General features: G+C 71.1%; 16 protein-coding genes and 1 pseudogene. 8 read left to right on the plus strand and 9 right to left on the minus strand.

The window, feature by feature from the left end; translation table 11 throughout:
- Window positions 1–224: 224 nt before the first annotated feature.
- Window positions 225–1037, minus strand: a complete 813-nt coding sequence (locus ADL25_RS13115) for a CAP domain-containing protein (RefSeq protein WP_059127878.1) — start codon at window positions 1035–1037, stop codon at window positions 225–227.
- Window positions 1038–1929: 892 nt separating this feature from the next.
- Between ADL25_RS13115 and ADL25_RS13120 the strand changes: the two genes are divergently transcribed.
- Both ADL25_RS13120 and ADL25_RS13125 read left to right on the plus strand, forming a co-directional pair.
- Window positions 1930–5814 (plus strand): Pls/PosA family non-ribosomal peptide synthetase, encoded by a 3885-nt coding sequence (locus ADL25_RS13120; protein WP_059127879.1) that lies wholly within the window; start codon window positions 1930–1932, stop codon window positions 5812–5814.
- 68 nt (window positions 5815–5882) lie between these two features.
- Window positions 5883–7262: a M1 family metallopeptidase gene (locus ADL25_RS13125; RefSeq protein ID WP_059127880.1), complete on the plus strand. Its 1380-nt coding sequence runs from the start codon at window positions 5883–5885 to the stop codon at window positions 7260–7262.
- A gap of 167 nt (window positions 7263–7429) precedes the next feature.
- Here the strand turns inward: ADL25_RS13125 and ADL25_RS13130 are convergent, their stop codons facing one another.
- Window positions 7430–7948 (minus strand): PAS domain-containing protein, encoded by a 519-nt coding sequence (locus ADL25_RS13130; protein WP_107116591.1) that lies wholly within the window; start codon window positions 7946–7948, stop codon window positions 7430–7432.
- A 159-nt stretch (window positions 7949–8107) separates the two neighbouring features.
- Between ADL25_RS13130 and ADL25_RS13135 the strand changes: the two genes are divergently transcribed.
- The 5 genes from ADL25_RS13135 to ADL25_RS13160 all read left to right on the plus strand — a co-directional run bounded on the left by ADL25_RS13135 (window position 8108) and on the right by ADL25_RS13160 (window position 14118).
- Window positions 8108–9094 (plus strand): LysR family transcriptional regulator, encoded by a 987-nt coding sequence (locus ADL25_RS13135; RefSeq protein ID WP_059127881.1) that lies wholly within the window; start codon window positions 8108–8110, stop codon window positions 9092–9094.
- Between the two features lie 208 nt (window positions 9095–9302).
- Window positions 9303–11036, plus strand: a complete 1734-nt coding sequence (oxc, locus tag ADL25_RS13140) for an oxalyl-CoA decarboxylase (RefSeq protein ID WP_059127882.1) — start codon at window positions 9303–9305, stop codon at window positions 11034–11036.
- Window positions 11037–11094: 58 nt separating this feature from the next.
- On the plus strand, window positions 11095–12351 hold the full coding sequence (gene frc / locus ADL25_RS13145) for a formyl-CoA transferase (protein ID WP_059127883.1): 1257 nt from the start codon (window positions 11095–11097) through the stop codon (window positions 12349–12351).
- A 171-nt stretch (window positions 12352–12522) separates the two neighbouring features.
- Window positions 12523–13062, plus strand: coding sequence for an ATP-binding protein (locus tag ADL25_RS13150; protein ID WP_059127884.1), 540 nt, complete (start codon window positions 12523–12525; stop codon window positions 13060–13062).
- A gap of 432 nt (window positions 13063–13494) precedes the next feature.
- Window positions 13495–14118 carry a carbonic anhydrase gene (locus tag ADL25_RS13160; protein WP_059127886.1) on the plus strand — a complete coding sequence of 208 codons (624 nt, stop codon included), beginning with the start codon at window positions 13495–13497 and terminating at the stop codon, window positions 14116–14118.
- Between the two features lie 90 nt (window positions 14119–14208).
- Here ADL25_RS13160 and ADL25_RS13165 read toward each other — a convergent pair whose 3' ends face one another.
- From ADL25_RS13165 to ADL25_RS50440, 7 genes are all read right to left on the minus strand, one after another.
- On the minus strand, window positions 14209–14445 hold the full coding sequence (locus ADL25_RS13165; RefSeq protein ID WP_059127887.1) for a formate dehydrogenase subunit delta: 237 nt from the start codon (window positions 14443–14445) through the stop codon (window positions 14209–14211).
- A 1-nt stretch (window position 14446) separates the two neighbouring features.
- On the minus strand, window positions 14447–17263 hold the full coding sequence (gene fdhF, locus ADL25_RS13170) for a formate dehydrogenase subunit alpha (protein WP_059127888.1): 2817 nt from the start codon (window positions 17261–17263) through the stop codon (window positions 14447–14449).
- On the minus strand, window positions 17260–18828 hold the full coding sequence (locus tag ADL25_RS13175) for a formate dehydrogenase beta subunit (protein ID WP_059127889.1): 1569 nt from the start codon (window positions 18826–18828) through the stop codon (window positions 17260–17262). The genes fdhF and ADL25_RS13175 overlap by 4 nt, the downstream gene beginning before the upstream one ends.
- The gene (locus ADL25_RS13180; protein WP_059127890.1) at window positions 18825–19307 is read right to left on the minus strand and encodes a formate dehydrogenase subunit gamma; all 483 of its coding nucleotides are present in this window, start codon (window positions 19305–19307) and stop codon (window positions 18825–18827) included. The genes ADL25_RS13175 and ADL25_RS13180 overlap by 4 nt, the downstream gene beginning before the upstream one ends.
- Before the next feature lie 224 nt (window positions 19308–19531).
- The gene (locus ADL25_RS13185; protein WP_059127891.1) at window positions 19532–20287 is read right to left on the minus strand and encodes an acyl-CoA dehydrogenase family protein; all 756 of its coding nucleotides are present in this window, start codon (window positions 20285–20287) and stop codon (window positions 19532–19534) included.
- A 195-nt stretch (window positions 20288–20482) separates the two neighbouring features.
- On the minus strand, window positions 20483–21157 hold the full coding sequence (locus ADL25_RS13190) for a GntR family transcriptional regulator (RefSeq protein WP_059127892.1): 675 nt from the start codon (window positions 21155–21157) through the stop codon (window positions 20483–20485).
- Between the two features lie 518 nt (window positions 21158–21675).
- On the minus strand, window positions 21676–21966 hold the full coding sequence (locus ADL25_RS50440) for an iron-containing alcohol dehydrogenase (RefSeq protein ID WP_234380890.1): 291 nt from the start codon (window positions 21964–21966) through the stop codon (window positions 21676–21678).
- A gap of 274 nt (window positions 21967–22240) precedes the next feature.
- Here ADL25_RS50440 and ADL25_RS13200 point away from each other — a divergent pair.
- A pseudogene (locus ADL25_RS13200) lies at window positions 22241–23158 on the plus strand (MFS transporter); the annotation flags it as partial.
- Window positions 23159–23246 lie beyond the last annotated feature (88 nt).

Genomic DNA, 23246 nt, shown 5'->3' on the forward strand with positions numbered 1-23246 from the left:
ACGCGGACCGGCACACCGACGACCTCGCCGTGCTGCGCCTGGACTGGAACACGGGCACGCCCGGCCCCACAGGGAAGACCAGGCGCACCGCACCCTAGCCGTCCGCCGGTCGTCGGCTCCGCGGTCGCCGGAGCACACGCATGGACCCGAGCGCCGATCGGGCGGTCACGCCGTCATGCGTGGCCGCCCGATCGGGCGGCGAGCCACGGCAGTGGCCCGCAGCGCTACTTGGCTGCTCCGAAGTCCTGGGTCCAGTAGTCGTTGGGCTGCGCGAGACCGACGCCGATCTCCTTGAACCCGCAGTCGAGGATGTTGGCCTTGTGACCCGGGCTGGACATCCAGCCGGCCATGACCGCCTCGGGGGTGGCGTAGCCGTAGGCGACGTTCTCCCCGTAGGCGCTCCAGTCGTATCCGGCACGGGTGATGCGGTCGCCCGGGGCGGACCCGTCCGACCCGGTGTGCGACATGTTCGCGTGGGCCGCCATGTCCTCGCTGTGCGCCTGCGCGGCCTTCGTCAGCTTCGCGTTGACGGTCAGCGGTGAGCAACCCACCTTGGCCCGCTCGGCGTTGACCAGCTCCACCACGCGTGCGACGTCTCCGGCCGCAGGAGCGTCGGCCGCGGGCGCCGAGGCGGTGGCCGTCGGTGTGCCCGGCGTGCTCCGCGGTGTGGCGGGCGCGGAGGCGGAGGGGGAAACGGGGGTCTTCGGGGTGAGCCGCGGTGCGGCGGTCCTGAGCCGGGGACCGGCGGTCTTCGCGGGAGTCGACGGCGAGGTGGCCTTCCGCGTGCTCGCGGAGGGGGCGGGGGTGCTCGATGCCGCCACAGTGGGTGTGCTGTGCCCGTCCGCGTTCCAGCTGTAGTACCGGTCGGCGTCGTTGCGCCGATGCTTGGTCTCCAGCTTCGCGGCGGCGTACGACGGGTGCCCTGCGCTGTCCCTCCAGTTCGCACAGGCCACGGCGGCGGACGGCACGCCCACGGCCCCCACGGCGACAGCGGCGATGACTATGTTCCGACGGCTCTTCTTGCGGTGCTTCCCCATGCGTGACCTCACTCGGTAATCGCCGAGCGCTCCCTGTGCGGCTGGCTTTTTGCGGACCCACCCCTGAACCACGGCGATGCCCTGCGGCCGTCATTCTCAGTACGGGCTCACAGGGCGCGCAAAGAGCCTTGGTACTACTTTGCTTCGTAGGTACGGATGGCCCTTGCAAAGGGAGAGCGGCCGCGCCGGCCCCTGCTGCGGGGGCCTGTGACGTTCCTGTCGCCCAGTCAGAAGCCTTACGCAAGTGCGAACAGGCGATATCGCCGAGAGGGAAGAAGTCCTCGAATCCCGGATGTGCTGCACCGCCGCCAAGACGGACAAATCCCGTATGTCATCAGAGCGACCTCTACTATTCAGGTTGGTTAGTTCCCGGATCGATGTGACGGATATCACTGATTCGCGGATTTTCCGTCGTGGCCACAGAAAGGGCATTTTCGGCTCGGTACCCCTGAAGGGTTTGAATCACCCTCACGTTGCATACCGCTCTCGGCCGTCACAAGAGGCGCGAACGGGAAGGATACGGAACGATGGGAGCCCCCGTCGGACGTAGCGAGGCCAGGCTTCCCATGGTGACCGACCGCAACTCTGCGCCGTTCCGCGCCCGCGACGGAGACGCCAAGTGCCCCGTCGTGCAGCCCGGATGGGCTCCTGCGCCGTGTTGCGCCCTGGTGTGGGGCATATCTCGTCATGGTGACGCATCCCCATGTCAGCGTGCCGGAATCACAGGTTCGAGACACCCCTGAACTCCGTTCCGGCGGCCCGTCGGTACGGTCCGTGTCCGGCGCCGTACTAGGATTGTCCGCTTGTTCGGAGCTGGACCGGAAGATCCCCAGGCATACCTGCGGGCCCACCAGCGCCCCGGAACGCTCCGGGAACGAGACGTGAGGACCCGATGGCAGCCCTCCAGCAAGGCCCCGCACTCGCGCCGTCCGAGGAGCGGATGCGCGCCGAGTTCGGTGACCGTGCGCTCCTCTCCGCCGCTCCCGCCGCCTCGCCGCGGACGCTCGTGGACATCCTCGACGCCTCGGTACGGGGGCATCCCGACGAGCCGGCCCTCGACGACGGCCGGCGTTGCCTGACCTACCGTGACCTGGCCCTCGAGGTCGAGTCCCTCAGACGGCGCCTCGCGCATGCCGGAGTCGGCCTCGGCGACCGGGTCGGCGTCCGTGTTCCGTCCGGGACCAACGATCTGTACGTGGCGATCCTCGCCGTCCTCGCGGCGGGAGCCGCCTACGTCCCCGTGGACGCCGAGGACCCGGACGAGCGGGCCGAGCTGGTGTTCGGCGAGGCGCAGGTGCGCGCCGTGATCGGCACCGGGCACCGGCTGACCGTCGCCGAACCCTCCGATGCCCTCGACGCCCGGCCGGGCGTCGAGCACGACGCCTGGATCATCTTCACCTCCGGCTCCACCGGGAAGCCCAAGGGCGTCGCCGTCAGTCACCGCAGCGCCGCGGCGTTCGTGGACGCGGAGGCGGCCCTCTTCCTGAAGGAGGAGCCGATCGGGCCCGGCGACCGGGTCATGGCGGGTCTCTCCGTGGCCTTCGACGCCTCCTGTGAGGAGATGTGGCTGGCCTGGCGGTACGGGGCGTGCCTGGTGCCCGTACCGCGGTCGCAGGTGCGCAGCGGCGCCGATCTCGGTCCCTGGCTGGTCGAGCAGGAGATCACCGTCGTCTCCACCGTGCCGACCCTCGCCGCGCTCTGGGAGCCCGAGACCCTGAACGACGTCCGCCTGCTGATCTTCGGCGGCGAGGCCTGCCCGCCCGAGCTCGCGCAGCGGCTCGTCACCGAGGGCCGCGAGGTCTGGAACACCTACGGGCCGACCGAGGCGACCGTCGTCGCCTGTGCGTCGCTGCTCACCGGCGAGGAGCCGATCCGGATCGGGCTGCCGCTGAACGGCTGGGAACTGGCCGTCGTGGACGACGCCGGGCAGCCGGTGGCGATGGGCGACAGCGGTCAGCTGGTGATCGGCGGGGTCGGGCTCGCCCGGTATCTCGACGCCGAGAAGGACGCGGAGAAGTACGCGCCCCTCGAGTCCCTCGGCTGGGAGCGTGCCTACCGCAGCGGTGACCTCGTCCGTGCCGAGCCCGAGGGGCTGATCTTCCTGGGGCGCGCCGACGAGCAGATCAAGCTCGGCGGGCGGCGCATCGAACTCGGTGAGGTGGACGCCGCGCTGCAGGCCCTGCCGGGCGTGGCCGGCGCGGCCGCGGCCGTGCGGACCGCCCGCAGCGGGAACCAGCTCCTGGTCGGCTACGTCGTCACCCAGGAGGGATGGGACCGCACGGTCGCCGTCGAGAAGCTGCGCGCCGAACTGCCCGCCGCCCTGGTACCGCTGCTCGCACCCGTCGACGATCTGCCCACCCGCACATCCGGCAAGGTCGACCGCAACGCCCTGCCCTGGCCGCTGGAAGGCCTGGAGCAGCCCGCTGCGGAGCTGTACGGCACCGAGGCCTGGCTCGCCGAGCAGTGGACCGAGGTCCTCGGTATCCCGGTGGCGGACGCCTCGGACGACTTCTTCGCGATCGGCGGTGGCAGCCTGGCCGCAGCTCAGCTCACCACCCGGCTGCGCACCCGCTATCCCAGCGCGGCCGTCCTCGACATCTACCAGCAGCCGACGCTGCGCAAGCTGGCCCGCCATCTGGAGGAGTCGGCGCAGGACGACGGTGCGCAGCGCGTGGTCGTGCCGGTCCCGGCGCGGACCCGGGTCGTGCAACTCCTCCTGCTGGTTCCCCTGTTCACGGTGCTGGGGCTGCGCTGGACCGTGGCGCTGGCCGCGCTCGGCAACGCTCTGCACTGGTTCGGTGCGTATCCGTGGGCACCGAGCACCTCCTGGTGGGCCGTGGCCGCGGGGGCGGTGCTGTTCTTCACCCCGCCGGGGCGGCTCGCCGTGGCCGCGGGCGGGGCACGGCTGCTGCTGCGGGGCGTCAAACCCGGGCAGTACCCGCGGGGCGGCAGCGTCCATCTGCGGCTGTGGACGGCGGAGCGGCTCGCGGAGTTCAGCGGGGCGTCCTCGCTGACGGGCTCCTGGCTGGAGCGGTACGCCCGGGCGCTGGGGGCCAAGGTCGGCGCCGATGTCGACCTGCACTCCCTGCCGCCGGTGACCGGCATGCTCAAACTGGGCCGGTCCGCGGCCGTGGAGTCCGAGGTGGACCTTTCCGGTCACTGGCTGGACGGCGACCTGCTGGAGATCGGTCAGGTGAAGGTGGGCGCGCACGCCGTGGTCGGCACCCGCAGCATGCTCTTCCCGGGAGCACGAGTCGGCAAGCGGGCCGAGGTCGCGCCCGGCTCGGCCGTCGCCGGTCAGGTCCCGACCGGACAGCGCTGGGCGGGCGCCCCCGCCGTCAAACTCGGCAGGGCCAAGCGCAACTGGCCCGACGAACGACCGCAGCGCGGCCCGTGGTGGCGGGCGATGTACGGCGTCACCGGCTTCGCGCTGACGCTGCTGCCGGTGCCGGCCGCCGCGGCCGCGCTCCTGGTGGCGCACATGTTCGTCGATCCGGCCGCCGGGCTCGGTCGGGCACTGCGGGGGGCGGCCGAGGCCCTGGTTCCCGCGACGCTGGCGTTCGGGCTGATGTACGCGCTGCTGCTCCTGATCGCCGTACGGCTGATGAGCCTCGGTCTGCGCGAGGGCACGCACCCGACGCACAGCCGGATCGGCTGGCAGGCCTGGACGGTCACCCAGCTGATGGACCGCTCGCGCGAGACCCTGTTCCCGCTCTACGCCGGTCTGGTCACCCCCGTGTGGCTGCGGCTTCTCGGGATGCGGATCGGGCGGGGCGCCGAGGTGTCGACCGTTCTCGCCCTGCCGAGTCTGACCACGGTCGGTGAGGGAGCGTTCCTGGCCGACGACACGCTGACCGCGCCGTACGAGCTGGGTGGGGGCTGGATCCACATCGGGCGCGCGGAGATCGGGCGGCGGGCGTTCCTCGGGAACTCCGGGATGACCGCGCCGGGCCGGAGCGTGCCCGACGGCGGACTGGTCGGTGTGCTGTCGGCGACACCGAAGAAGGCGAAGAAGGGCACCTCCTACCTGGGACTGCCTCCGGTGAAGCTTCCGCGCGCGGTGTCCGGCGGCGACCAGAGCCGCACCTACGACCCGCCGGCCCGGCTGCTCTGGGCGCGCGGGCTGGTGGAGCTGTGCCGCATCGTGCCCGTGTTCTGCTCGGCGTGGCTCGCGGTGCTGACCGTGGCGGCGCTCAGCGCGCTCGGCGGGTGGGTGTGGCTGCTGTGCGGGCTGGTGCTCCTGGGCGCGGGGACGGCGGCCGGTGCGGTGTCCGTGGTGGCGAAGTGGCTGCTGGTGGGCCGGCACCGTACCGGGGAGCACCCGCTGTGGAGCTCGTTCGTGTGGCGCAACGAGCTGGCGGACACCTTCGTCGAGGTGGTGGCCGTACCATGGCTGGCCGGGTCCGTTCCGGGCACACCGTTGATGACGCTGTGGCTGCGTGCACTCGGCGCCCGGATCGGCCGGGGCGTGTGGGTGGAGAGCTACTGGCTTCCGGAGACGGACCTCGTGACGCTGGAGGACGGGGCGACGGTCAATCGGGGCTGCGTACTGCAGACCCACCTCTTCCACGACCGGATCTTGAGGACGGATACTGTGGTCCTCCGTGAGGGCGCGACGCTGGGTCCTGGCGGAATCGTCCTGCCCGGCAGCACGGTCGGTGCCCGCACCACACTGGGTCCCGCCTCGCTCGTGATGGCGGCGGAGTCGGTGCCCGACGACACCCGCTGGCTGGGCAACCCGATCGAGGCATGGCGTCCCCGGAGGCGCGCGGCGTGACTCGTCAGGGGCCGGAAATCGGGACACCGGCACGAGGTACGAGCACGGCGCAGGGAGCAGACGCAGCAGTGAGCGGTCAGCAGAAGGTGGAAGCGGACCCGTACTTCCCCGACAACGGCGATCCCCGGTACCGGGTGCACCGCTACGAGCTCACGCTGGACTACCGGCCCGGCCCCAACCGGCTCGCCGGGACGGCCCGGCTCAACGCCATAGCGGGCCGGGCTCCGCTCACCGAGTTCCAGCTGAACCTGGCCGACTTCCGGATCGGCCGGATCAGGGTCGACGGGCGGGCGCCGCACTATGTGCACCGCGGCGGCAGACTGCGGATCCGTCCGCAGAAGCCGGTCCGGGCGGGTGCCGCGTTCACCGTCGAGGTGCACTGGTCGGGCAATCCGAAGCCGGTCAGCAGCCCGTGGGGCGAGATCGGCTGGGAGGAGCTGGAGGACGGGGCGCTGGTGGCGAGCCAGCCCGTCGGGGCGCCCTCGTGGTACCCGTGCAACGACCGCCCGGCGGACAAGGCGTCGTACCACATATCGGTCACCACCCCGTCGACGTACTCGGTGGTCGCGGGCGGGCGTCTGCTGACGCGTACGACGAAGGCGTCCACGACCACGTGGGTCTACGAACAGCCGGCCCCCACCTCCAGCTATCTGGTCGGGCTGTCGATCGGCAGGTACCAGACGGTGCTCCTCGGCGATGCGGGTGACGCGGGCGTGCCGCAGTACGGGCATGTCCCCGCGCGTCTGCTGCCCCAGTTCTCCAGGGACTTCGCGCGCCAGCCCGCCATGATGGAGCTGTTCCAGGAGCTCTTCGGCCCGTACCCGTTCGGCGAGTACGCGGTCGTGGTGACGGAGGAGGAGCTCGACGTCCCGGTCGAGGCCCAGGGTCTGTCGCTGTTCGGAGCCAACCATGTGGACGGGGCAAGGGGCTCGGAGCGGCTGGTGGCGCACGAGCTGGCGCATCAGTGGTTCGGCAACAGCGTGTCCGTCGCCGACTGGCGGCACATATGGCTCAACGAGGGCTTCGCGAAGTACGCGGAATGGCTGTGGTCGGAGCGGTCCGGGGGTTCCACGGCCGCCCAGCTGGCCGCGGTGGCGCACCGGAAGCTGTCCTTGCTGCCGCAGGATCTGCGGCTGTCCGACCCGGGCCGCAAGCGGATGTTCGACGACCGTCTCTACGAACGCGGTGGGCTCGTGCTGCATGCACTGCGCTGCGCCATGGGCGAGGAGGCGTTCCACCGGATGCTGCGCGGCTGGGCGGGCGTGCACCGGGGCGGGGTGGTGACGACCGGCGCCTTCACCACGCACGTCGCGCGGTTCGCGAGCCGGCCGCTGGACGACGTGTTCACGGCGTGGGTGGAGAAGGCCGCACTGCCGCCGCTTCCGTCCCTCGGGCCGCCGGTGCCGAGGCGTCCGTCCTATCCGCCGAGCAACGCCGGATCCGGCTGATACGGCACCGCGGACGGGCGGCCGGTGCCGCGGACGCCCGTCCGGGGCCGGCCACGTACGGCCTGGCCCCGTGGCGCCCGGCCCCGAACCGCCGGCGAGCCGCGGTGCATGACGCGGCGACCGGCCGCGGTGTGTGACGCGCCGGACGCAGCCCGTCGGGCGTGCGCTCAGGCGGGGGACGTCTGGGAGAGCTGCCGCTCGAGGTGGGCCAGTCGCGTGCGCAGCTCCTTCTCCGTGGTGCGCCGCTCCGTGACCTCACGCATGATCGCGGAGATCCCGGCGATCCGGCCGGTCGTGTCGCGCAGCAGCGCCACCGAGAACTCGATCGACAGGCGGTGGCCGTCCCGGTGGGTGGCGGGCACGCCGAGGAGTGTGTCCCCGTACCGGGTCAGACCGGTGGCCATCGTGTGCCGATAGCCCTTGCCGTGCCGTTCCCGCAGCTTCTCCGGGATGATCAGGTCGAGGCTGCGGCCCACCGCCTCGTCCGCCGTGTGACCGAACATCCGTTCCGCTCCGCCGTTCCAGACCTGGATGATCCCCTCCGGATCTGCCACCACGATGGCCTCGGAGGACTCACGCACGATCGCCTGGGCCAGCCAGCCTTCCGGCTCGCCGACGCGCCCGGTGCCGTGGCCGCCCTGCTCGGGCGGGGCACCGTTCCCGACGGCCGCGTTGTTCTCGTCCACGGCGGTTTCCTCCTTCCGGGGCGCGCCCCGAGGACCGCTCTCCTGTGCGTGCGGCGGGCGCGCCACCTTCTCCGGATCGACGTCGTCGCCAGTATGGCGTCCGCTTCGTGAATAAGGAATACTGCATACAATATCGCTCGAGGTGAAGGAGAGCCGCTCATGTTGTTCCGGCAGCTCGAGTACTTCGTGGCGGTCGCCAGGGAGAAGCACTTCGCGCGGGCGGCCGATGCCTGCTACGTCTCGCAGCCGGCCCTGTCGATCGCCATCGCGAAGCTGGAGCGGGAGCTCAACGTCACGCTGATCAACCGGGGGCGGAACTTCGAGGGACTCACCCCCGAGGGCGAACGGCTCGTCGTCTGGGCCAAGCGGATCCTCGCCGAGCACGACGCGTTCAAGTCCGAGGTGGCGGTCATGCAGTCCGGCGTCACCGGCACGCTCCGGCTGGGCACGGGCCCCACGGTGTCGACCACCACGGGGCTCCCGGTGGCCGCCTTCTGTGCGATGCATCCGCTGGCCAGGGTGAAGGTGTGCTCGCGGCTGTCCTCCGCCGAGCTGGTGCGCCAGCTCCGCGATTTCGAACTGGACGCCGCCATTGCCCACTTCGGCCCTGACGACCGGGAAGGCCTGGAGATGCTGCCGCTGTACGAGGAGCAGTACGTGCTGCTGGTGTCCGGCGAGCAGCTGGTGCCCCCGGCCCCCACCATCACCTGGGCCGAGGCCGCCCAGCTCCCGTTGGCGCTGCTGACCCCGGACATGCGGTTCCGCCAGTTCATCGACAACGCCTTCGAGAGCTCGGGCGTCACGGCGACCCCGCAGGTCGAGACGGACTCGGTCGCCTCCCTGTGCGCCCATGTCTCCACGGGGGCATGGGCGAGCGTCGTCCCGCACACCTGGCTCAGCGCCATGCCGGTGACCGGGGGGACCCGGGCCGTCCGGCTGGTCGAGCCGAACGCCAGGGCGCAGATCTCGGTGGCGATCCATGCGGCCACGCCCGGATCGGTGGTGGCCCGGGCGTTCCTCAACGTGGTCGCGGGGCTGTCGCTCGACGAGGTCTTCGTGTCCGAGCGCCCCGACCCGGCCGCCGGACCCGACGCGGCCGAAGGCCCCCGCGGCAAGCAGCTCGTGGACGCCAGGGGAACGGGCTGACGGGGGCCGTCCCGGGGCGGAGAGGCCTCTTACGAGGTGCTCCGGCCGGGGGCCGCGAGCGCATCCCGCGCAAGCGGCCGATCCCGCTCGCTTCGATAAACGCGGTAAATCAGCTGGTTGGCAAAAGATCTTGGACGCGCCGGCCCCATGGCGCGGATGGTGAAACACGGAAGACGAACTGGGCGACCCGCTAGGGAGGATCCGGACCATGACGGACGCTGTCGTACAGGACACGGGCGTGGAGGGCGCCGATCAACCGGCCGCCCTGACCGACGGGATCCATCTGGTCGTCGACGCACTCAAGCTCAACGGTGTCGAGACCATCTACGGGGTCGTCGGTATCCCGATCACCGACCTGGCCCGTCTCGCGCAGGCCTCGGGCATCCGCTACATCGGTTTCCGGCACGAGAGCGACGCCGGCCACGCGGCGGCGGCGGCCGGCTTCCTCACGCAGAAGCCGGGCATCTGCCTCACGGTGTCGGCGCCGGGCTTCCTCAACGGACTCGTGGCGCTCGCCAACGCCACCACCAACTGCTTCCCGATGGTGCAGATCTCCGGGTCGAGCGAGCGGCACCTCGTCGATCTCCAGCGCGGCGACTACGAGGAGATGGACCAGCTCGCGGCCGCCAAGCCGTTCGTCAAGGCCGCCTACCGAGTGCACCGGGCCGAGGACATCGGCCGTGGCCTCGCCCGCGCGATCCGCACCGCGATCTCCGGCCGCCCCGGCGGGGTCTACCTGGACATCCCGGCCGCGGTGCTGGGTGAGGTCCTCGACGCCGAGAAGGGCGCCGCGTCGCTGTGGCGGCTCGTCGACCCGGCGCCGCGCCAACTGCCTCAGCCGGAGGCCGTGGACCGGGCGATCGAACTCCTCGCCGGCGCCGAGAGGCCCCTGCTGGTGCTCGGAAAGGGCGCCGCGTACGCCCAGGCGGACGACCTGATCCGGGAGTTCGTCGAGTCCACCGGCATTCCCTACCTGCCCATGTCGATGGCGAAGGGCCTGCTGCCCGACGACCATCCGCAGTCGGCGTCGACGGCCAGGTCTCTCGCGCTGCGCCGGGCGGACGTCGTCATGCTGGTCGGCGCCCGTCTGAACTGGCTGCTCGGTCACGGCGACGCGCCCCAGTGGAACCCGGACGCCAAGTTCGTCCAGGTCGACATCGCCGCCACGGAGATGGACAGCAACCAGCCCATCGCCGCTCCGCTGGTCGGGGACGTCGGCTCCGTGATGGAGGCCCTCGTCGAGCGCAGCAAGCCGGGCCGGATCACGGCCCCGGCACCGTGGCGCGAGGAACTCACCGCCCGCTCCGCGCAGAACGTCGCCAAGATGTCCGGTCGCCTGAAGGCCGCCGCCACGGCGCACCCGATGAAGTTCCTCGGCGCGCTCCAGGCCATCCGCGACGTGCTGCAGGAGAACCCCGGCGCCTACGTCGTCAACGAGGGTGCCAACGCGCTCGACCTGGCCCGCAACACGATCGGCATGCAGGTGCCGCGCCACCGCCTGGACAGTGGCACCTGGGGCGTCATGGGCATCGGCATGGGCTACGCCATCGCCGCCGCCGTCGAGACCGGCGGCCCGGTCGTCGCCATCGAGGGCGACAGCGCGTTCGGGTTCAGCGGCATGGAGATCGAGACGGTCTGCCGCTACAACCTGCCCATCGTCACCGTCGTCCTGAACAACAGCGGCGTCTACCGGGGCGACGACGCCTCCCCCTCCGACGATCCGGCACCGACCGCGCTGAAGGCCCGTCACGACCTCATGATCAAGGCGTTCGGTGGCGCGGGCTACCAGGCGACGACGCCCGACGAGGTCGCCACCACCCTTCGCGAGGCACTGGCCGCGGGCGGTCCGGCACTGATCGACTGCGTGATCGATCCGACGGACGGCACGGAGAGCGGCAACATCGCGCACCTCAACCCCAAGGGCATCAGCGTCCCACGCTGAACCACGTCCCGGCCCTCGCACATTCCGCACCGAGACGATTCACGAGAGAGAAACCAATATGACTGAACTGCCGCTCTCCGGGATTAAGGTCATCGACTTCACCGGAGTGCAGGCCGGACCGGCCTGCACACAGATGCTCGCCTGGTTCGGAGCCGACGTCCTCAAGGTCGAGCGCACCACCGGCGGCGACGTGACGCGCAACCAGCTGCGCGACATCCCCGACGCCGACGCGCTGTACTTCACCATGCTGAACAGCAACAAGCGCTCCCTGGCCATCAACACCAAGTCCCCCGAGGGACGGGAGGTCATGGAGAAGCTGATCCGTGAGGCCGACATCCTGGTGGAGAACTTCGCACCGGGTGCCATGGACCGCATGGGCCTGGACTGGGAGACCCTCCAGGAGTGGAATCCGCGGCTGATCTTCGGCTCCGTCAAGGGGTTCAACGAGGACTCGCCGTGGAACGACCTGAAGGTCTACGAGAACGTGGCCCAGTGCGCCGGCGGTGCCGCCTCGACGACCGGCTTCTGGGACGGGCCGCCGACCGTCAGCGGAGCCGCCCTCGGCGACAGCAACACGGGCATGCACCTGCTGATCGGTCTTCTGACGGCGCTGATCGACCGCGACCGGACCGGCAGGGGCCAGAAGGTGGCGGTGTCCATGCAGGACGCCGTGCTCAACCTGTCCCGGGTCAAGCTGCGTGACCAGCAGCGCCTGGACCGGGTCGGCTACCTGGAGGAGTACCCCCAGTACCCGAACGGCGAGTTCGGTCAGGCCGTGCCCCGGGGCGGCAACGCCGGCGGCGGTGGCCAGCCCGGCTGGGTGCTCAAGTGCAAGGGCTGGGAGACCGACCCCAACGCGTACATCTACTTCACGGTCCAGGAGCAGAACTGGAAGCGGACCGCCGAGGCCATCGGCCGCCCCGAGTGGGCCGAGGACCCGGACTACTCGACCGCCAAGGCCCGGCAGTCCCGCATCTTCGAGATCTTCGAGGAGATCGAGAAGTGGCTCGCCGACAAGACGAAGTACGAGGCGGTCGACATCCTGCGCAAGTGGGAGGTGCCCTGCGCCCCGGTGATGAGCATGAAGGAGCTCGCCGAGGACGAGGCGCTGCGCCGCAGCGGCACCGTGGTGGAGGTCGAGCAGAAGGGCCGCGGGACGTATCTGACCGTCGGCAGCCCGATCAAGTTCTCCGGGTTCAAGCCGGACATCAAGGGTGCCCCGCTGCTCGGTGAGCACACCGACGACGTCCTCGGCGCGCTGGGCTACGACGCCGGCGCCATCGCCGCGATGCGCGAGAAGCAGGTCGTCATCTGAAGCGGTCCGTCCATCCGCGGACAGGGTGAATGACGCGAGAGCGGACGTCCTGTCCGCACCACGGAGCCGGCCCCGGCCATCGGTCAGGGCCGGCTTTCCGTTGTGGGTTCCCGGTAGCCCGGACGGGGGAGTAGAATACTGTATACGGTATTCAATCCTTCTGGTGGCAACATGTGGGATCACGTCCAGAGCGGGACTCCGGACCGCGAGGGAGCGGTGGCGCACGGCCCGGTGGCCGCCGCACAGCCGGACTCCGCCCGGCATGCGTTGCTCGTCATGCCTGCCCGGCCGGCGTCGGTGCGCAGTGCGCGGCACATCGCCGAGGCGCTGCTCCGCCGCTGGGACCTCCGTGCGGACGACAGATACACGGCCGTCCTCGTCGTCGACGAGCTGGCGGCCAATGCCGCCGAGCACGGCCATCGGCGGCTGACGCTGCGCCTGGACCTGGGGCCGGACTTCCTGCGGGTGCGGGCGCATGATCACGGCGGCGGCCGCCGGCCCGCTCGTCCATGCCAGGACGCCGACCCCGACGAGCACGGCCGTGGCCTGGCGATCATCGACGCGCTCGCGGCGCGGATGGAGATACGGCGCGACGCCGCAGGGTGGTGCGTCGTGGTGGAGCTCCCCGTGACGCGCCCGGGGCCCGGGGTGACGCTGGCGTACGGAACGCCCGGAGCGGCCGGACGCGACGGTGCCCGGCCGCTGGGCTGACCGCGGGGCGGCCGGCCCTCGCCTCCTCCTCCGTCTCTCGGTGCGACTCCCGCGTCAGCCGCGGGGCCGGAGGGGCGCCTACCACCTGGGCCGGGTGCACATGGAGGCCACTCCGATGGAGCTGAGCGCGCCTCCCTGCCCGCGTTCCGGGCGGTGCGACAGCGGGCAGTCCCGGACCTCGTCGGCGTTCCGGTGAGAGGCGTCCCGCCGCCGCAGCAGGGCGCACGGGGCCGCGGGGTGCCGCAGAAGGGCGTCCGGGGCGTGGGGGTGCCGCGGGGCGCGTCCTCGGCCCCGGCCGGACGCATCCGCTCCTTGGTCCTGGCACCGCCGGCGGGGTCGGTCGAGTTGGGGTGCGCGGTCGGCTGCCCGCTGCATGTGAACCACCGCTGCACAGGTATTGCATACTGTATGGAGTCTACGCATCCTGATTCCATGGCCCACAACCAGACGCCCTCCGCAGCCCAGGCCCTCGACATCCTGTTGACGGGCAATCAGCGCTTCGTCGCCGGAGATCCGCAGCACCCCAACCAGGACGCCGCACGCCGCGCCGCCCTGGCACCCGGTCAGCATCCGTTCGCCGTGGTTTTCGGATGCTCCGACTCACGACTGGCCGCGGAGATCATCTTCGACCGCGGGCTGGGCGACCTCTTCGTCGTGCGTACCGCAGGACATGTGCTCGGTCCCGAGGTGCTCGGCAGCATCGAGTACGGAGCGGGACAGCTGGGCTGCCCTCTCGTCGTCGTGCTCGGGCACGACGCGTGCGGTGCGATCCGCGCGGCGCGCACGGCTCTCGCGGAGGGCCTGGCCCCGTCCGGATACGTCCGCGACGTCGTCGAGCGCGTCACGCCCAGCGTGCTGACCGCGCGCGCTGCGGGGCTGAGCGAGGAGGCCGACATCGTGGACGAGCACATAAGGCACACCGTGGATCTGCTGCAGAACCGCTCACCCGCCCTCGTCGGCGGGGACGCAGCCGTCGTGGGCCTCTCCTACCACCTCGGCGACGGACGGGTCCGGCTGGTCACCAGCCGCGGCCTGGACGGCGTCGCGGCCGCCTGAGCGTTCGGGCTCCCGGCACACGACTTCGCCTCACCCCCCTTCGACATGAAGGGGGGTGAGGCGAAGTCGTGTGCCGGAGGCGCCCGCCGGTCAGCCCGCGGGGGCCTCCCGCGACCGGGTCAGCAGCCCCGCGGCGGCGACGACCACGGGATCCAGGCCGTCCGCCCCGGTCTCCACCAGCTCCAGCAGCCGGGCACGCATCCGCGGGTCCCAGAACCGGCGGATGTGGCCCGCGATCGCCTCCGCGGCCTCGTCACCGGGCACATGCCGCAGGTTCGCGGCGATCTGGTTCGCCATCCGCTGCTCGGACGGCACAGCGGCGGCCATCTCAGTCCACCGCCGCGAGCCGCTCGGTCCCCAGGGACTCGCCGGCGTGCCGCTCGAGCGGATGGGCGAGGCCCACCTGCACGGCGGTCACCTTGTACTCGGGGCAGTTGGTCGCCCAGTCCGAGTTCTCGGTGGTGACCACGTTGGCGCCGGTCACCGGGTGGTGGAACGTCGTGTAGACGACGCCCGGCGGCATCCGGTCGGAGATCCGGGCCCGAAGCGTCGTACTGCCGACCCGGCTGGCCAGCGTCACCAGGTCGCCGTCGGTGATGCCCCGGTTCTCGGCGTCCAGCGGATGCAGCTCCAGCAGGTCCTCGGGGTGCCATGCCACGTTGCCCGTACGCCGCGTCTGCGCTCCCACGTTGTACTGACTGAGGATGCGGCCCGTGGTCAGCACCAGCGGGTAGCGAGAGGTGGTCCGCTCGTCCGTCGGCACATAGGCCGTGACGACGAACTTGCCCTTGCCGCGGACGAACGCGTCGACGTGCATGGTCGGGGTGCCCTGCGGAGCCTCGTCGTTGCACGGCCACTGGACGCTGCCGAGCTTGTCGAGCAACTCGAAGGAGACACCCTTGAAGGTGGGTGTGACCTGGGCGATCTCGTCCATGATCTGGCTCGGGTGGTCGTACGCCATGGGATAGCCCATGGCGGTGGCGATCTCGCTGACGATCTGCCACTCGTGCTTGCCTGTCTTGGGCTTCATCACCGCCCGCACCCGGTTGATGCGGCGCTCGGCGTTGGTGAAGGTGCCGTCCTTCTCCAGGAACGAGGCGCCCGGCAGGAAGACGTGCGCGAACCTGGCCGTCTCGTTGAGGAACAGGTCCTGCACCACGACCAGGTCCATCGCCGCCAGCGCCGCGCTGACGTGCTGGAGGTTCGGGTCGGACTGGGCGATGTCCTCGCCGTGCACGAACAGGCCCCGGAAGGAACCGTCGATCGCCGCGTCGAACATGTTCGGGATCCGCAGCCCCGGCTCGGGCAGTAGGGAACGGCCCCACAACTCCTCGAACACGGTGCGGACCGCATCGTCGGAGACATGGCGGTAGCCCGTGAACTCGTGCGGGAAGGAACCCATGTCGCAGGAGCCCTGCACGTTGTTCTGGCCGCGCAGCGGGTTGACGCCCACGCCGTCCCGGCCGATGTTGCCGCAGGCCATCGCGAGGTTCGCCATCCCCATGACCATCGTGGAGCCCTGGCTGTGCTCGGTCACGCCGAGACCGTAGTAGATGGCTGCGTTGGGCGCCTGCGCGTACAGCCGAGCGGCGGCCCGCAGTTCCTCCGCGGGAACGCCGGTGACGGGCTCGGTGGCCTCCGGGCTGTTCTCGGGGAGGGCGACGAACCGGGCCCAGTCGTCGAACCCTTCGCACCGCGCATCGACGAAGGAGCGGTCGACCAGGTCCTCGGTCACCACCACGTGCGCCATGGCGTTGATGACGGCCACGTTCGTGCTGGGCTTGAGCTGCAGATGATGTGCCGCCTGGATGTGCGGCGAGCGCACCAGGTCGATACGCCGCGGGTCGACCACGACGAGCTGGGCACCCTCGCGCAGTCGCTTCTTCATGCGCGAGGCGAACACCGGGTGACCGTCGGTCGGATTGGCCCCGATGACCATGATGAGGTCGGCCTTCGCCACCGAGCGGAAGTCCTGGGTGCCGGCCGACTCCCCGAAGGTCTGCTTCAGCCCGTAACCGGTGGGGGAGTGGCAGACCCGGGCGCAGGTGTCGACGTTGTTGTTGCCGAACGCCGCGCGCACCATCTTCTGGACGACGTAGACCTCTTCGTTGGTGCACCGCGAGGAGCTGATGGCGCCGATCGAGCTCGGCCCGTACGCGTCCTGGATGGCGCGCATCTTCTCCGCGACCGTCCGGATGGCCTCGTCCCACTCGACCTCGCGCCACGGGTCGGTGGTCTTCTCGCGCACCATGGGCTTGAGCTTGCGGTCGGGATGGGTCGCATAGCCGAAGGCGAAGCGGCCCTTGACGCAGGAGTGGCCCTCGTTCGCCCCGCCGTCCTTGTGGGGCACCATCCGGACCAGTTCGTCGCCGCGCAGCTCGGCCTTGAACGAGCAGCCCACGCCGCAGTACGCGCAGGTGGTGACCACCGAGCGGGAGGGCATGCCGAGTTCGACGACCGACCGCTCCTGAAGCGTCGCGGTCGGGCAGGCCTGGACACAGGCGCCGCAGGAGACGCACTCGGAGTCCAGGAAGGACTCACCGGCACCAGGGGAGACCTTGGAGTCGAAGCCGCGGCCTTCGATGGTCAGCGCGAAGGTGCCCTGCACCTCGCCGCAGGCGCGCACGCACCGCGAACAGACGATGCACTTGGCCGGGTTGAAGTCGAAGTACGGGTTGCTCAGGTCCGGCGCGGCGTCGAGGTGGTTCTCGCCCTCGTACCCGTAACGGACCTGGCGCAGCCCCACCACGCCCGCCATGTCCTGCAGTTCGCAGTCGCCGTTGGCCGAGCAGGTGAGGCAGTCGAGCGGATGGTCGGAGATGTACAGCTCCATGACGCCCTGGCGGAGCTTCTCCACCTTCGGCGTCTGGGTGCGCACGCACATCCCGTCCGCGACCGGTGTGGTGCAGGACGCCGGGGTGCCGCGACGGCCGTCGATCTCCACCACGCACAGCCGGCAGGAACCGAACGGCTCCAGGCTGTCGGTGGCACAGAGCTTGGGTATGTCGATTCCGGCCTGCGCCGCCGCGCGCATCACCGAGGTGCCCTCGGGCACCGTGACGGGCAGCCCGTCGACCTCGACCGTGACGGTCGCCCCGCCTGGCCGTTCCGGGGTTCCGAAGTCGGGCTCCTTGAGCAGTGTCATGCCGTGCCCTCCCCCCTCGCGAGGAAGTCGTCGGAGAAGTGTGTGACGGCGCTGCGTACCGGCATGGGGGTCAACCCGCCCATGGCGCACAGCGATCCGTCGGTCATCAGCTCACAGAGGTCCTCGAGCAGGGCGAGGTTCTCGTCGCGCTGCTCGCCGGCCACGATCCGGTCGATCACTTCGACGCCGCGCACCGAACCGACCCGGCACGGTGTGCACTTGCCGCACGACTCCGCGGCGCAGAACTCCATCGCGAAGCGGGCCTGCGCCGCCATGTCGACGGTGTCGTCGAAGACCACGACACCGCCGTGGCCGAGCATGGCGCCCGCCGCGGCGAACGCCTCGTAGTCCATGGGCAGATCGAACTGGGACGTCGGCAGGTAGGCGCCCAGTGGCCCGCCCACCTGCACCGTGCGCACCGGCCGTCCGCTGAGCGTCCCGCCGCCGTAGTCCTCGATCAGCTCGCGGAGGGTGACGCCGAACGCCGTCTCGACGATGCCGCCGTGCGCGATGTTTCCGCCGAGCTGGAAGACCTGTGTGCCGCGTGAGCGTTCCACGCCGAGTTCCTGGTACGCCTTCGCCCCGTCGGCGAGGATCACCGGAACCGTGGCCAGGGTCAGGACGTTGTTGACGACGGTCGGCTTGCCGAACAGCCCCTCGATGGCAGGGATGGGCGGCTTGGCGCGGACGACGCCGCGCTTGCCCTCCAGGCTCTCCAGCATGGAGGTCTCCTCACCGCAGATGTACGCGCCGGCGCCGACCCGCACGTGCAGATCGAAGGTGAGGTCCGAGCCGAGGATGCGCTCCCCGAGCCAATGGCGATCACGCGCGATCGCGATCGCGGCCCGCATCGTGGCCACCGCGTCCGGGTACTCCGAGCGGATGTAGACATAGCCCTCGCGGGCGCCGACCGCGTGTGCGGCGATCGTCATGCCCTCGATGAGCATGAACGGGTCGCCCTCCATGACCATGCGGTCGGCGAACGTGCCGCTGTCGCCCTCGTCGGCGTTGCAGCAGACGAACTTCAGCGTGTCGGCGCAGTCGAGCACGGTCTTCCACTTGATGCCGGCCGGGAACCCCGCGCCCCCCCGGCCGCGCAGACCGGACTCGGTGACGGCGGCGACCACGTCGGAGGGCGACAGGTCCAGGGCTCTGCGCAGCCCGACGAGGCCGCCGTGGCGCTCGTAGTCCTCCGGGGAGATGGGGTCGATGATCCCGACCCGGGTGAACGTGACCCGGTTCTGGCGGGCCAGCCACGGAAGTTCGTCCACGACACCGAGCCGCAGAGGGTGGTCCGCGCCGTCCAGGAAGTCGGCGGCCAGCAAGTCCGCCACGTCCGAGGGTGCCACGGGACCGTAGCCGATCCGGCCCTCAGAGGTGGCCACCTCGACCAGCGGTTCCAGCCAGAGCATGCCGCGCGACCCGTTGCGCACCAGGTTGATCGGCAGGTTCCGGGCGTCGGCAGCCCGTCGGATCGCCTCCGCCACCGCGTCGGCCCCGACCGACCGCGCGGCCGAGTCGCGGGGGACGTACACCGTCACCGGGGAGTTCGATGTCTGTGTCATGACGAGACCGCCTCGTCCACGATCGAGCACAGACGTTCCGCGCTCATGCGTCCGAGCACCTCGCCGTTCACCTCGACGGAGGGGCCCAGCGCGCAGTTGCCGAGGCAGAAGACCTGCTCCACCGTCAGAGAGGCGTCCGCGCGCGTCTCCCCGAGTGCGAGGCCCGCCCGGTCCCGGGCGGAGTTCACCAGGGCGTCGGCGCCGAGGGCCTGGCAGGCCTCCGCGCGGCAGATGCGCACGGTCGTGCGGCCGGCAGGCTCCCGGCGGAAGTCGTGGTAGAAGGAGACCACCCCGTGTACGTCCGCCCGGGACAGATTGAGCTCGCGGGCGAGTATCGCGACGGCCTCCTGCGGGACATGGCCGAGTTCGGCCTGGATGGCGTGCAGGATCGGCAGCAGTGGACCGCGCTGCCCGCGATGTGCTGCCGCGATCGCACCGACAGCGGCCTCCGTCGTCACGTCACCGACGCTCGTCGTCATGGTTCCTCCCTACGGGGATGGTGATCGACGAGCCCGGACACCTCGCCGCGCTGCTCGTACCGTGCATGACGCCTCTCAATGCATACGGAACTTTGTATACAAGCTTCACTCTGTGTGGCCCCCTGGCGACTCTGAAGGCTCATCGGATACTGTATGCAGTTATCATCGGCTGCGTCCACCGTCCGGAACGGGTCAACCGCGGTCACGGGGACCGGGGCGGGCGGTCAGGTGAGTGCGCGGACCCCGGGCGCTCCGGCGGGCGATCCGGCCCCCGCGGTGGACATCGCGGCCAGCCATGCGCGGACGGTGCTCAGCAAGCCGTCCGCCTCGCCGTCCCGTTCGAGCAGTGCGCCGGCGGGGAGCAGGACGGGATCCGCGCAGACCGTCGACGTTCCGCTGCCGCGCGGACCGTCGCCGCTGGGGCGGGCGGGCACGAACAGGCCGGGCGCGTCCGCAGGCACCAGCCACAGGGACGATCCCTCCCCGCCGTGTGCCGGCCGGGAGGACCAGATGTAGCTGTCGGCCTCGCCCGCCCCGACGACATCGCGTTTGCGGCCGCGCAGGGCCACCACGTCCCCGGTGCGCGTCGCGGTCGAACCCGTCGGTGACGGTGTGGCCCCCGGTGCGCCGGCGCCGTCGGCGTCGGTGAGGGCGAGCGTGCCGAGGTGCAGGCCGACGGCGACCTTGCGGCGCATCCAGTGCGAGCCGTACGCCTCGATGAAGGCGACGGCGGCGTAGTGGGACCGGACCACCGCGCCGGTGGCGGGGCAGGCGCGGGACACGTCGGTCACGACCTCGGCGGCCTCGGTGAGGCCCAGCCCTCCGCCGCCGAGATCGGTGGCGACGGTGAGCCCGAGCAGCCCCGCTTCCCCGAGGGCGGTCACCGAGGCGCGGGGAAATCTCCCGCACGCGCCGGTCTCCTCGGCGGACGGCTCGATGGTGCTGCTCAAGACGTGGGAGAGAGCGGAGCGGAACGACATGGAGCGGCTCCCTGCGGTCTTGGAGGGGTGACGCCTCATGGGCCGGCGGGGCGGACTCTGCGAAGCCCCCCTCTCATGGGTGATTGCATACTGTATACCGTTACTGGTCGACGGGTATCCATGTCTGTGGGGGTGAATGTTGCGTCAGGTCCCGGCGGGCTTGCGGGAACGCCGGCGGGTGAGGCTACGAGGCCCTCACCGCTCCGCTGCCGCGCGCCCGTGGTAGCTGGCGCGTGTGTGCTCGGTGTGGGCCCGCATCAGCTGCTGTGCCCGCTGTTCGTCGCCTGCCTCGATGGCGTCGATCATGGCGCGGTGCTCGATCCAGGAGAGTGAGCCTCGGGTACGGGCGACGGGTGTGTAGAGCCACCGGACGCGGCGGTCCACCTGGGCGGACAGCTCGGCGAGCACCGAGTTCGCGGCCAGTTGCATCACCTGGGCGTGGAAGGCGGCGTTGGCGGCGACCACGACGTCGACATCGTCGGACTCCCGGGCTTGCTCGCCCGCCGTGCACAATTCGCGCAGCCGCTCGGCGGCGCGCGGGGTGGCGTTGGCCGCTGCCAGCCTCGCCGCCTCGGCCTCCAGCAGACCGCGCACGACGAGCAGTTGGTCGGCCTCTTCCTCCGTGGGGTCGTGCACGAACGCGCCCTGGGCGGGGCGCAGATCCACCCAGCCCTCCGTGTCGAGGCGCTGCAGCGCCTCCCGGACCGGTTGGCGCGAGACCCCCAGTTGGCCGGCGAGTTCGCTCTCGACCAGATGCTGCCCCGGTTCGAGCGACCTGGTGACGATGAGCTCCAGGAGAGCCTCGTAGACCCGCTCGCGCAGCGGGCCGGGCCTCTCCACCTTCGGCACGGCGCCGGTCGGCAAGGCCATGACTCCACCCCTCGGTAGCGGCTCGCCAGAGCCGCCCGATATTGGATTTCGTCTACAGTCTACTCCGGCCTGGACCGTTGATGTCGGCCGTCGCCCCACCCGCGTCGGCCGGAGGCCCGCACGAGCTGCGACTCCCCGGCCCGTGTCCCACCTCTTCCCTTGTCACCAGCATACGAAATACTGTAGACAAAGCGGGGTCGACGATCTCACGAGGCCCTGCCGACGGGGAGATGCGCCGACCGTCGACCCCGCGGCCGGCCCCCGAGGCGGGTCCACACCGATGTCGGCGGTACTCCATGAACGTGTTCACGGGCGGACACCGCCTGAATCGGCGAGCGGCGGCCACCGTGAGCTGAGGGCGACGCAGCACGTGACACGGACGCGGGACCGGCCGGCGGGTGCGCCCCCTGGGCCGGTCGGTCCCCGGCGTCCAGACCGGTCACCCGACCCGGGCGGGGGGACGCCGCCCGGACCGGCCGCGACCGGATCCCGGACGGCCACCGTGCGGCGCCGGTGCGTCAGGGCCGCTCGTACGTCCGCTCCAGAATCTCCAGTACCTCGGACTCGTCCGGCAGCCGCGGCGCGTTCTTGGTCACGGCGTCGGCGACCGCGCCCGCCGCGACGGCCGGCAGCAGGTCGCGGTCGGCGCCCAGGTCACGCAGGGGGCGTTTGATGTCCAGTTCTCCGGAGATCTCACGTACGGCGGTCACGGCCGCTGCGGTCCAGTCGCCGTCGGCCGGCGGGTCGAGACGCATGGCCCGGGCCGCGCGCTCGTAGGCGTCCTGCGCGGCGGGTGCGCTGAACTCCATTGACCTCCTCGAGCACGGCGGCGAGGGCGACTCCGTGCGGAGTGCCGGTGTGGGCCGTGATCGCATGGCCGATGCCGTGCACGAGGCCGAGTCCCGAGAGGGTCGGGGCCTGGCCGGCCAGATGTGCGCCCATCATCAACTCGGCGCGGGCGCCGAGGTCCGAGCCGTCCCGGAACGCCACGGGCAGGGCGCGGTTCACCATGCTCACGGCCTGGGTGGCGTGCGCGACGGAGAAGGGGTTCGCGCCCCGTGACGCGAGCGACACGCGCCGAACGAGGGGCGCGGCAGGCTGCTGGCCAGCCTGGAGATCAGCTGGTACGTCGGTTACGCACTGGCGACCGTCGTCGGCGCGCTGTTCGCGGACGTCCAGGGCGGCTGGCGCTGGTCCCTGGCCAGCAGTGCGGTGATCGCCGTGGTGTGCGTGGCGCTGCGGGGCGGCATCCCGGAGTCGGCCCGCTGGCTGCTGAGCAAGGGCCGCCGCGAGGAGGCCGAGGAACTCATCACGAAGTACGGCATCGAGATCGACGTGGCGGCGGAACTCGACGAGCGCACCGAGGCCGGACAGGAGGGCTTCCGCTCGCTGTTCAGCCGCCGGCACATTCGCAGCACCGTGTTCGCCAGCGTCTTCCGGGCCGCGCTCGTCCTGCCGTACTTCGCGATCGGCACCTTCTGGACCCAGGTCTTCGACGCCCTCCACATGGGCGACAACGCGGTCGCGGCTCTGCTCGTCTACTCCTTCACGGCCGTCGCCGGTGTCACCGCAGGCTGCCTGGTAGTGCACCGCATCGGCCGCCGCAGGCTGCTGATCCCGCCGTTCTGGATCACGGCGGGCTGCCTGGCCCTGGTCGCGGTGTGGCCGTCCTCCACGCCGGTCATCGTGGCCGGCTTCCTCTTCTTCATCTTCCTCAATGCCGCCTCCAGCGCGCTGACCGCGGTCTATCCGCTGGAGGTGTTCCCCACCTCGCTGCGCGCCACCGGCGTGGGTTTCGCAACGGCCATGAGCCGAGTCGGCGCCGCCGTGGGCACGTTCCTGCTCCCCATGGGCCTCGACCACTTCGGTGCCCGGTTCGTTCTCTTCGTCGGCGCCGGGGTGCTCGCGGTGGGCGGCCTGGTCTCGCAGTTCCTGGCGCCCGAGACCACGGACCTGGACCTGGCAGCGGCGGCCCGGACGGCCCGCGAACAGGTCTCCTGACCCGGAATCTCCTCGGGATGCCTGCCACGCTCGTCGTGTGGTGCGCGTCGAAGGGCCCGGCCGCCGTGGCTGCGACCGGGCCCTTCGA

Origin of the sequence: Streptomyces sp. NRRL F-5122 (assembly GCF_001507435.1) — a bacterium.
GTDB lineage: Bacteria > Actinomycetota > Actinomycetes > Streptomycetales > Streptomycetaceae > Streptomyces > Streptomyces lannensis.

Excerpts from the sequence above, each read along its gene's own strand:
- ADL25_RS13120 (WP_059127879.1), top strand. The coding sequence starts at position 1,930 with ATGGCAGCCCTCCAGCAAGGCCCCGCACTCGCGCCGTCCGAGGAGCGG.
- ADL25_RS13190 (WP_059127892.1), bottom strand. The coding sequence starts at position 21,157 with ATGGCCTTGCCGACCGGCGCCGTGCCGAAGGTGGAGAGGCCCGGCCCG.
- ADL25_RS13115 (WP_059127878.1), bottom strand. The coding sequence starts at position 1,037 with ATGGGGAAGCACCGCAAGAAGAGCCGTCGGAACATAGTCATCGCCGCT.
- fdhF (WP_059127888.1), bottom strand. The coding sequence starts at position 17,263 with ATGACACTGCTCAAGGAGCCCGACTTCGGAACCCCGGAACGGCCAGGC.
- ADL25_RS13175 (WP_059127889.1), bottom strand. The coding sequence starts at position 18,828 with ATGACACAGACATCGAACTCCCCGGTGACGGTGTACGTCCCCCGCGAC.
- oxc (WP_059127882.1), top strand. The coding sequence starts at position 9,303 with ATGACGGACGCTGTCGTACAGGACACGGGCGTGGAGGGCGCCGATCAA.
- ADL25_RS13180 (WP_059127890.1), bottom strand. The coding sequence starts at position 19,307 with ATGACGACGAGCGTCGGTGACGTGACGACGGAGGCCGCTGTCGGTGCG.
- ADL25_RS13150 (WP_059127884.1), top strand. The coding sequence starts at position 12,523 with ATGTGGGATCACGTCCAGAGCGGGACTCCGGACCGCGAGGGAGCGGTG.
- ADL25_RS13185 (WP_059127891.1), bottom strand. The coding sequence starts at position 20,287 with ATGTCGTTCCGCTCCGCTCTCTCCCACGTCTTGAGCAGCACCATCGAG.
- frc (WP_059127883.1), top strand. The coding sequence starts at position 11,095 with ATGACTGAACTGCCGCTCTCCGGGATTAAGGTCATCGACTTCACCGGA.
- ADL25_RS13135 (WP_059127881.1), top strand. The coding sequence starts at position 8,108 with ATGTTGTTCCGGCAGCTCGAGTACTTCGTGGCGGTCGCCAGGGAGAAG.
- ADL25_RS13165 (WP_059127887.1), bottom strand. The coding sequence starts at position 14,445 with ATGGCCGCCGCTGTGCCGTCCGAGCAGCGGATGGCGAACCAGATCGCC.
- ADL25_RS13160 (WP_059127886.1), top strand. The coding sequence starts at position 13,495 with ATGGCCCACAACCAGACGCCCTCCGCAGCCCAGGCCCTCGACATCCTG.
- ADL25_RS50440 (WP_234380890.1), bottom strand. The coding sequence starts at position 21,966 with ATGGAGTTCAGCGCACCCGCCGCGCAGGACGCCTACGAGCGCGCGGCC.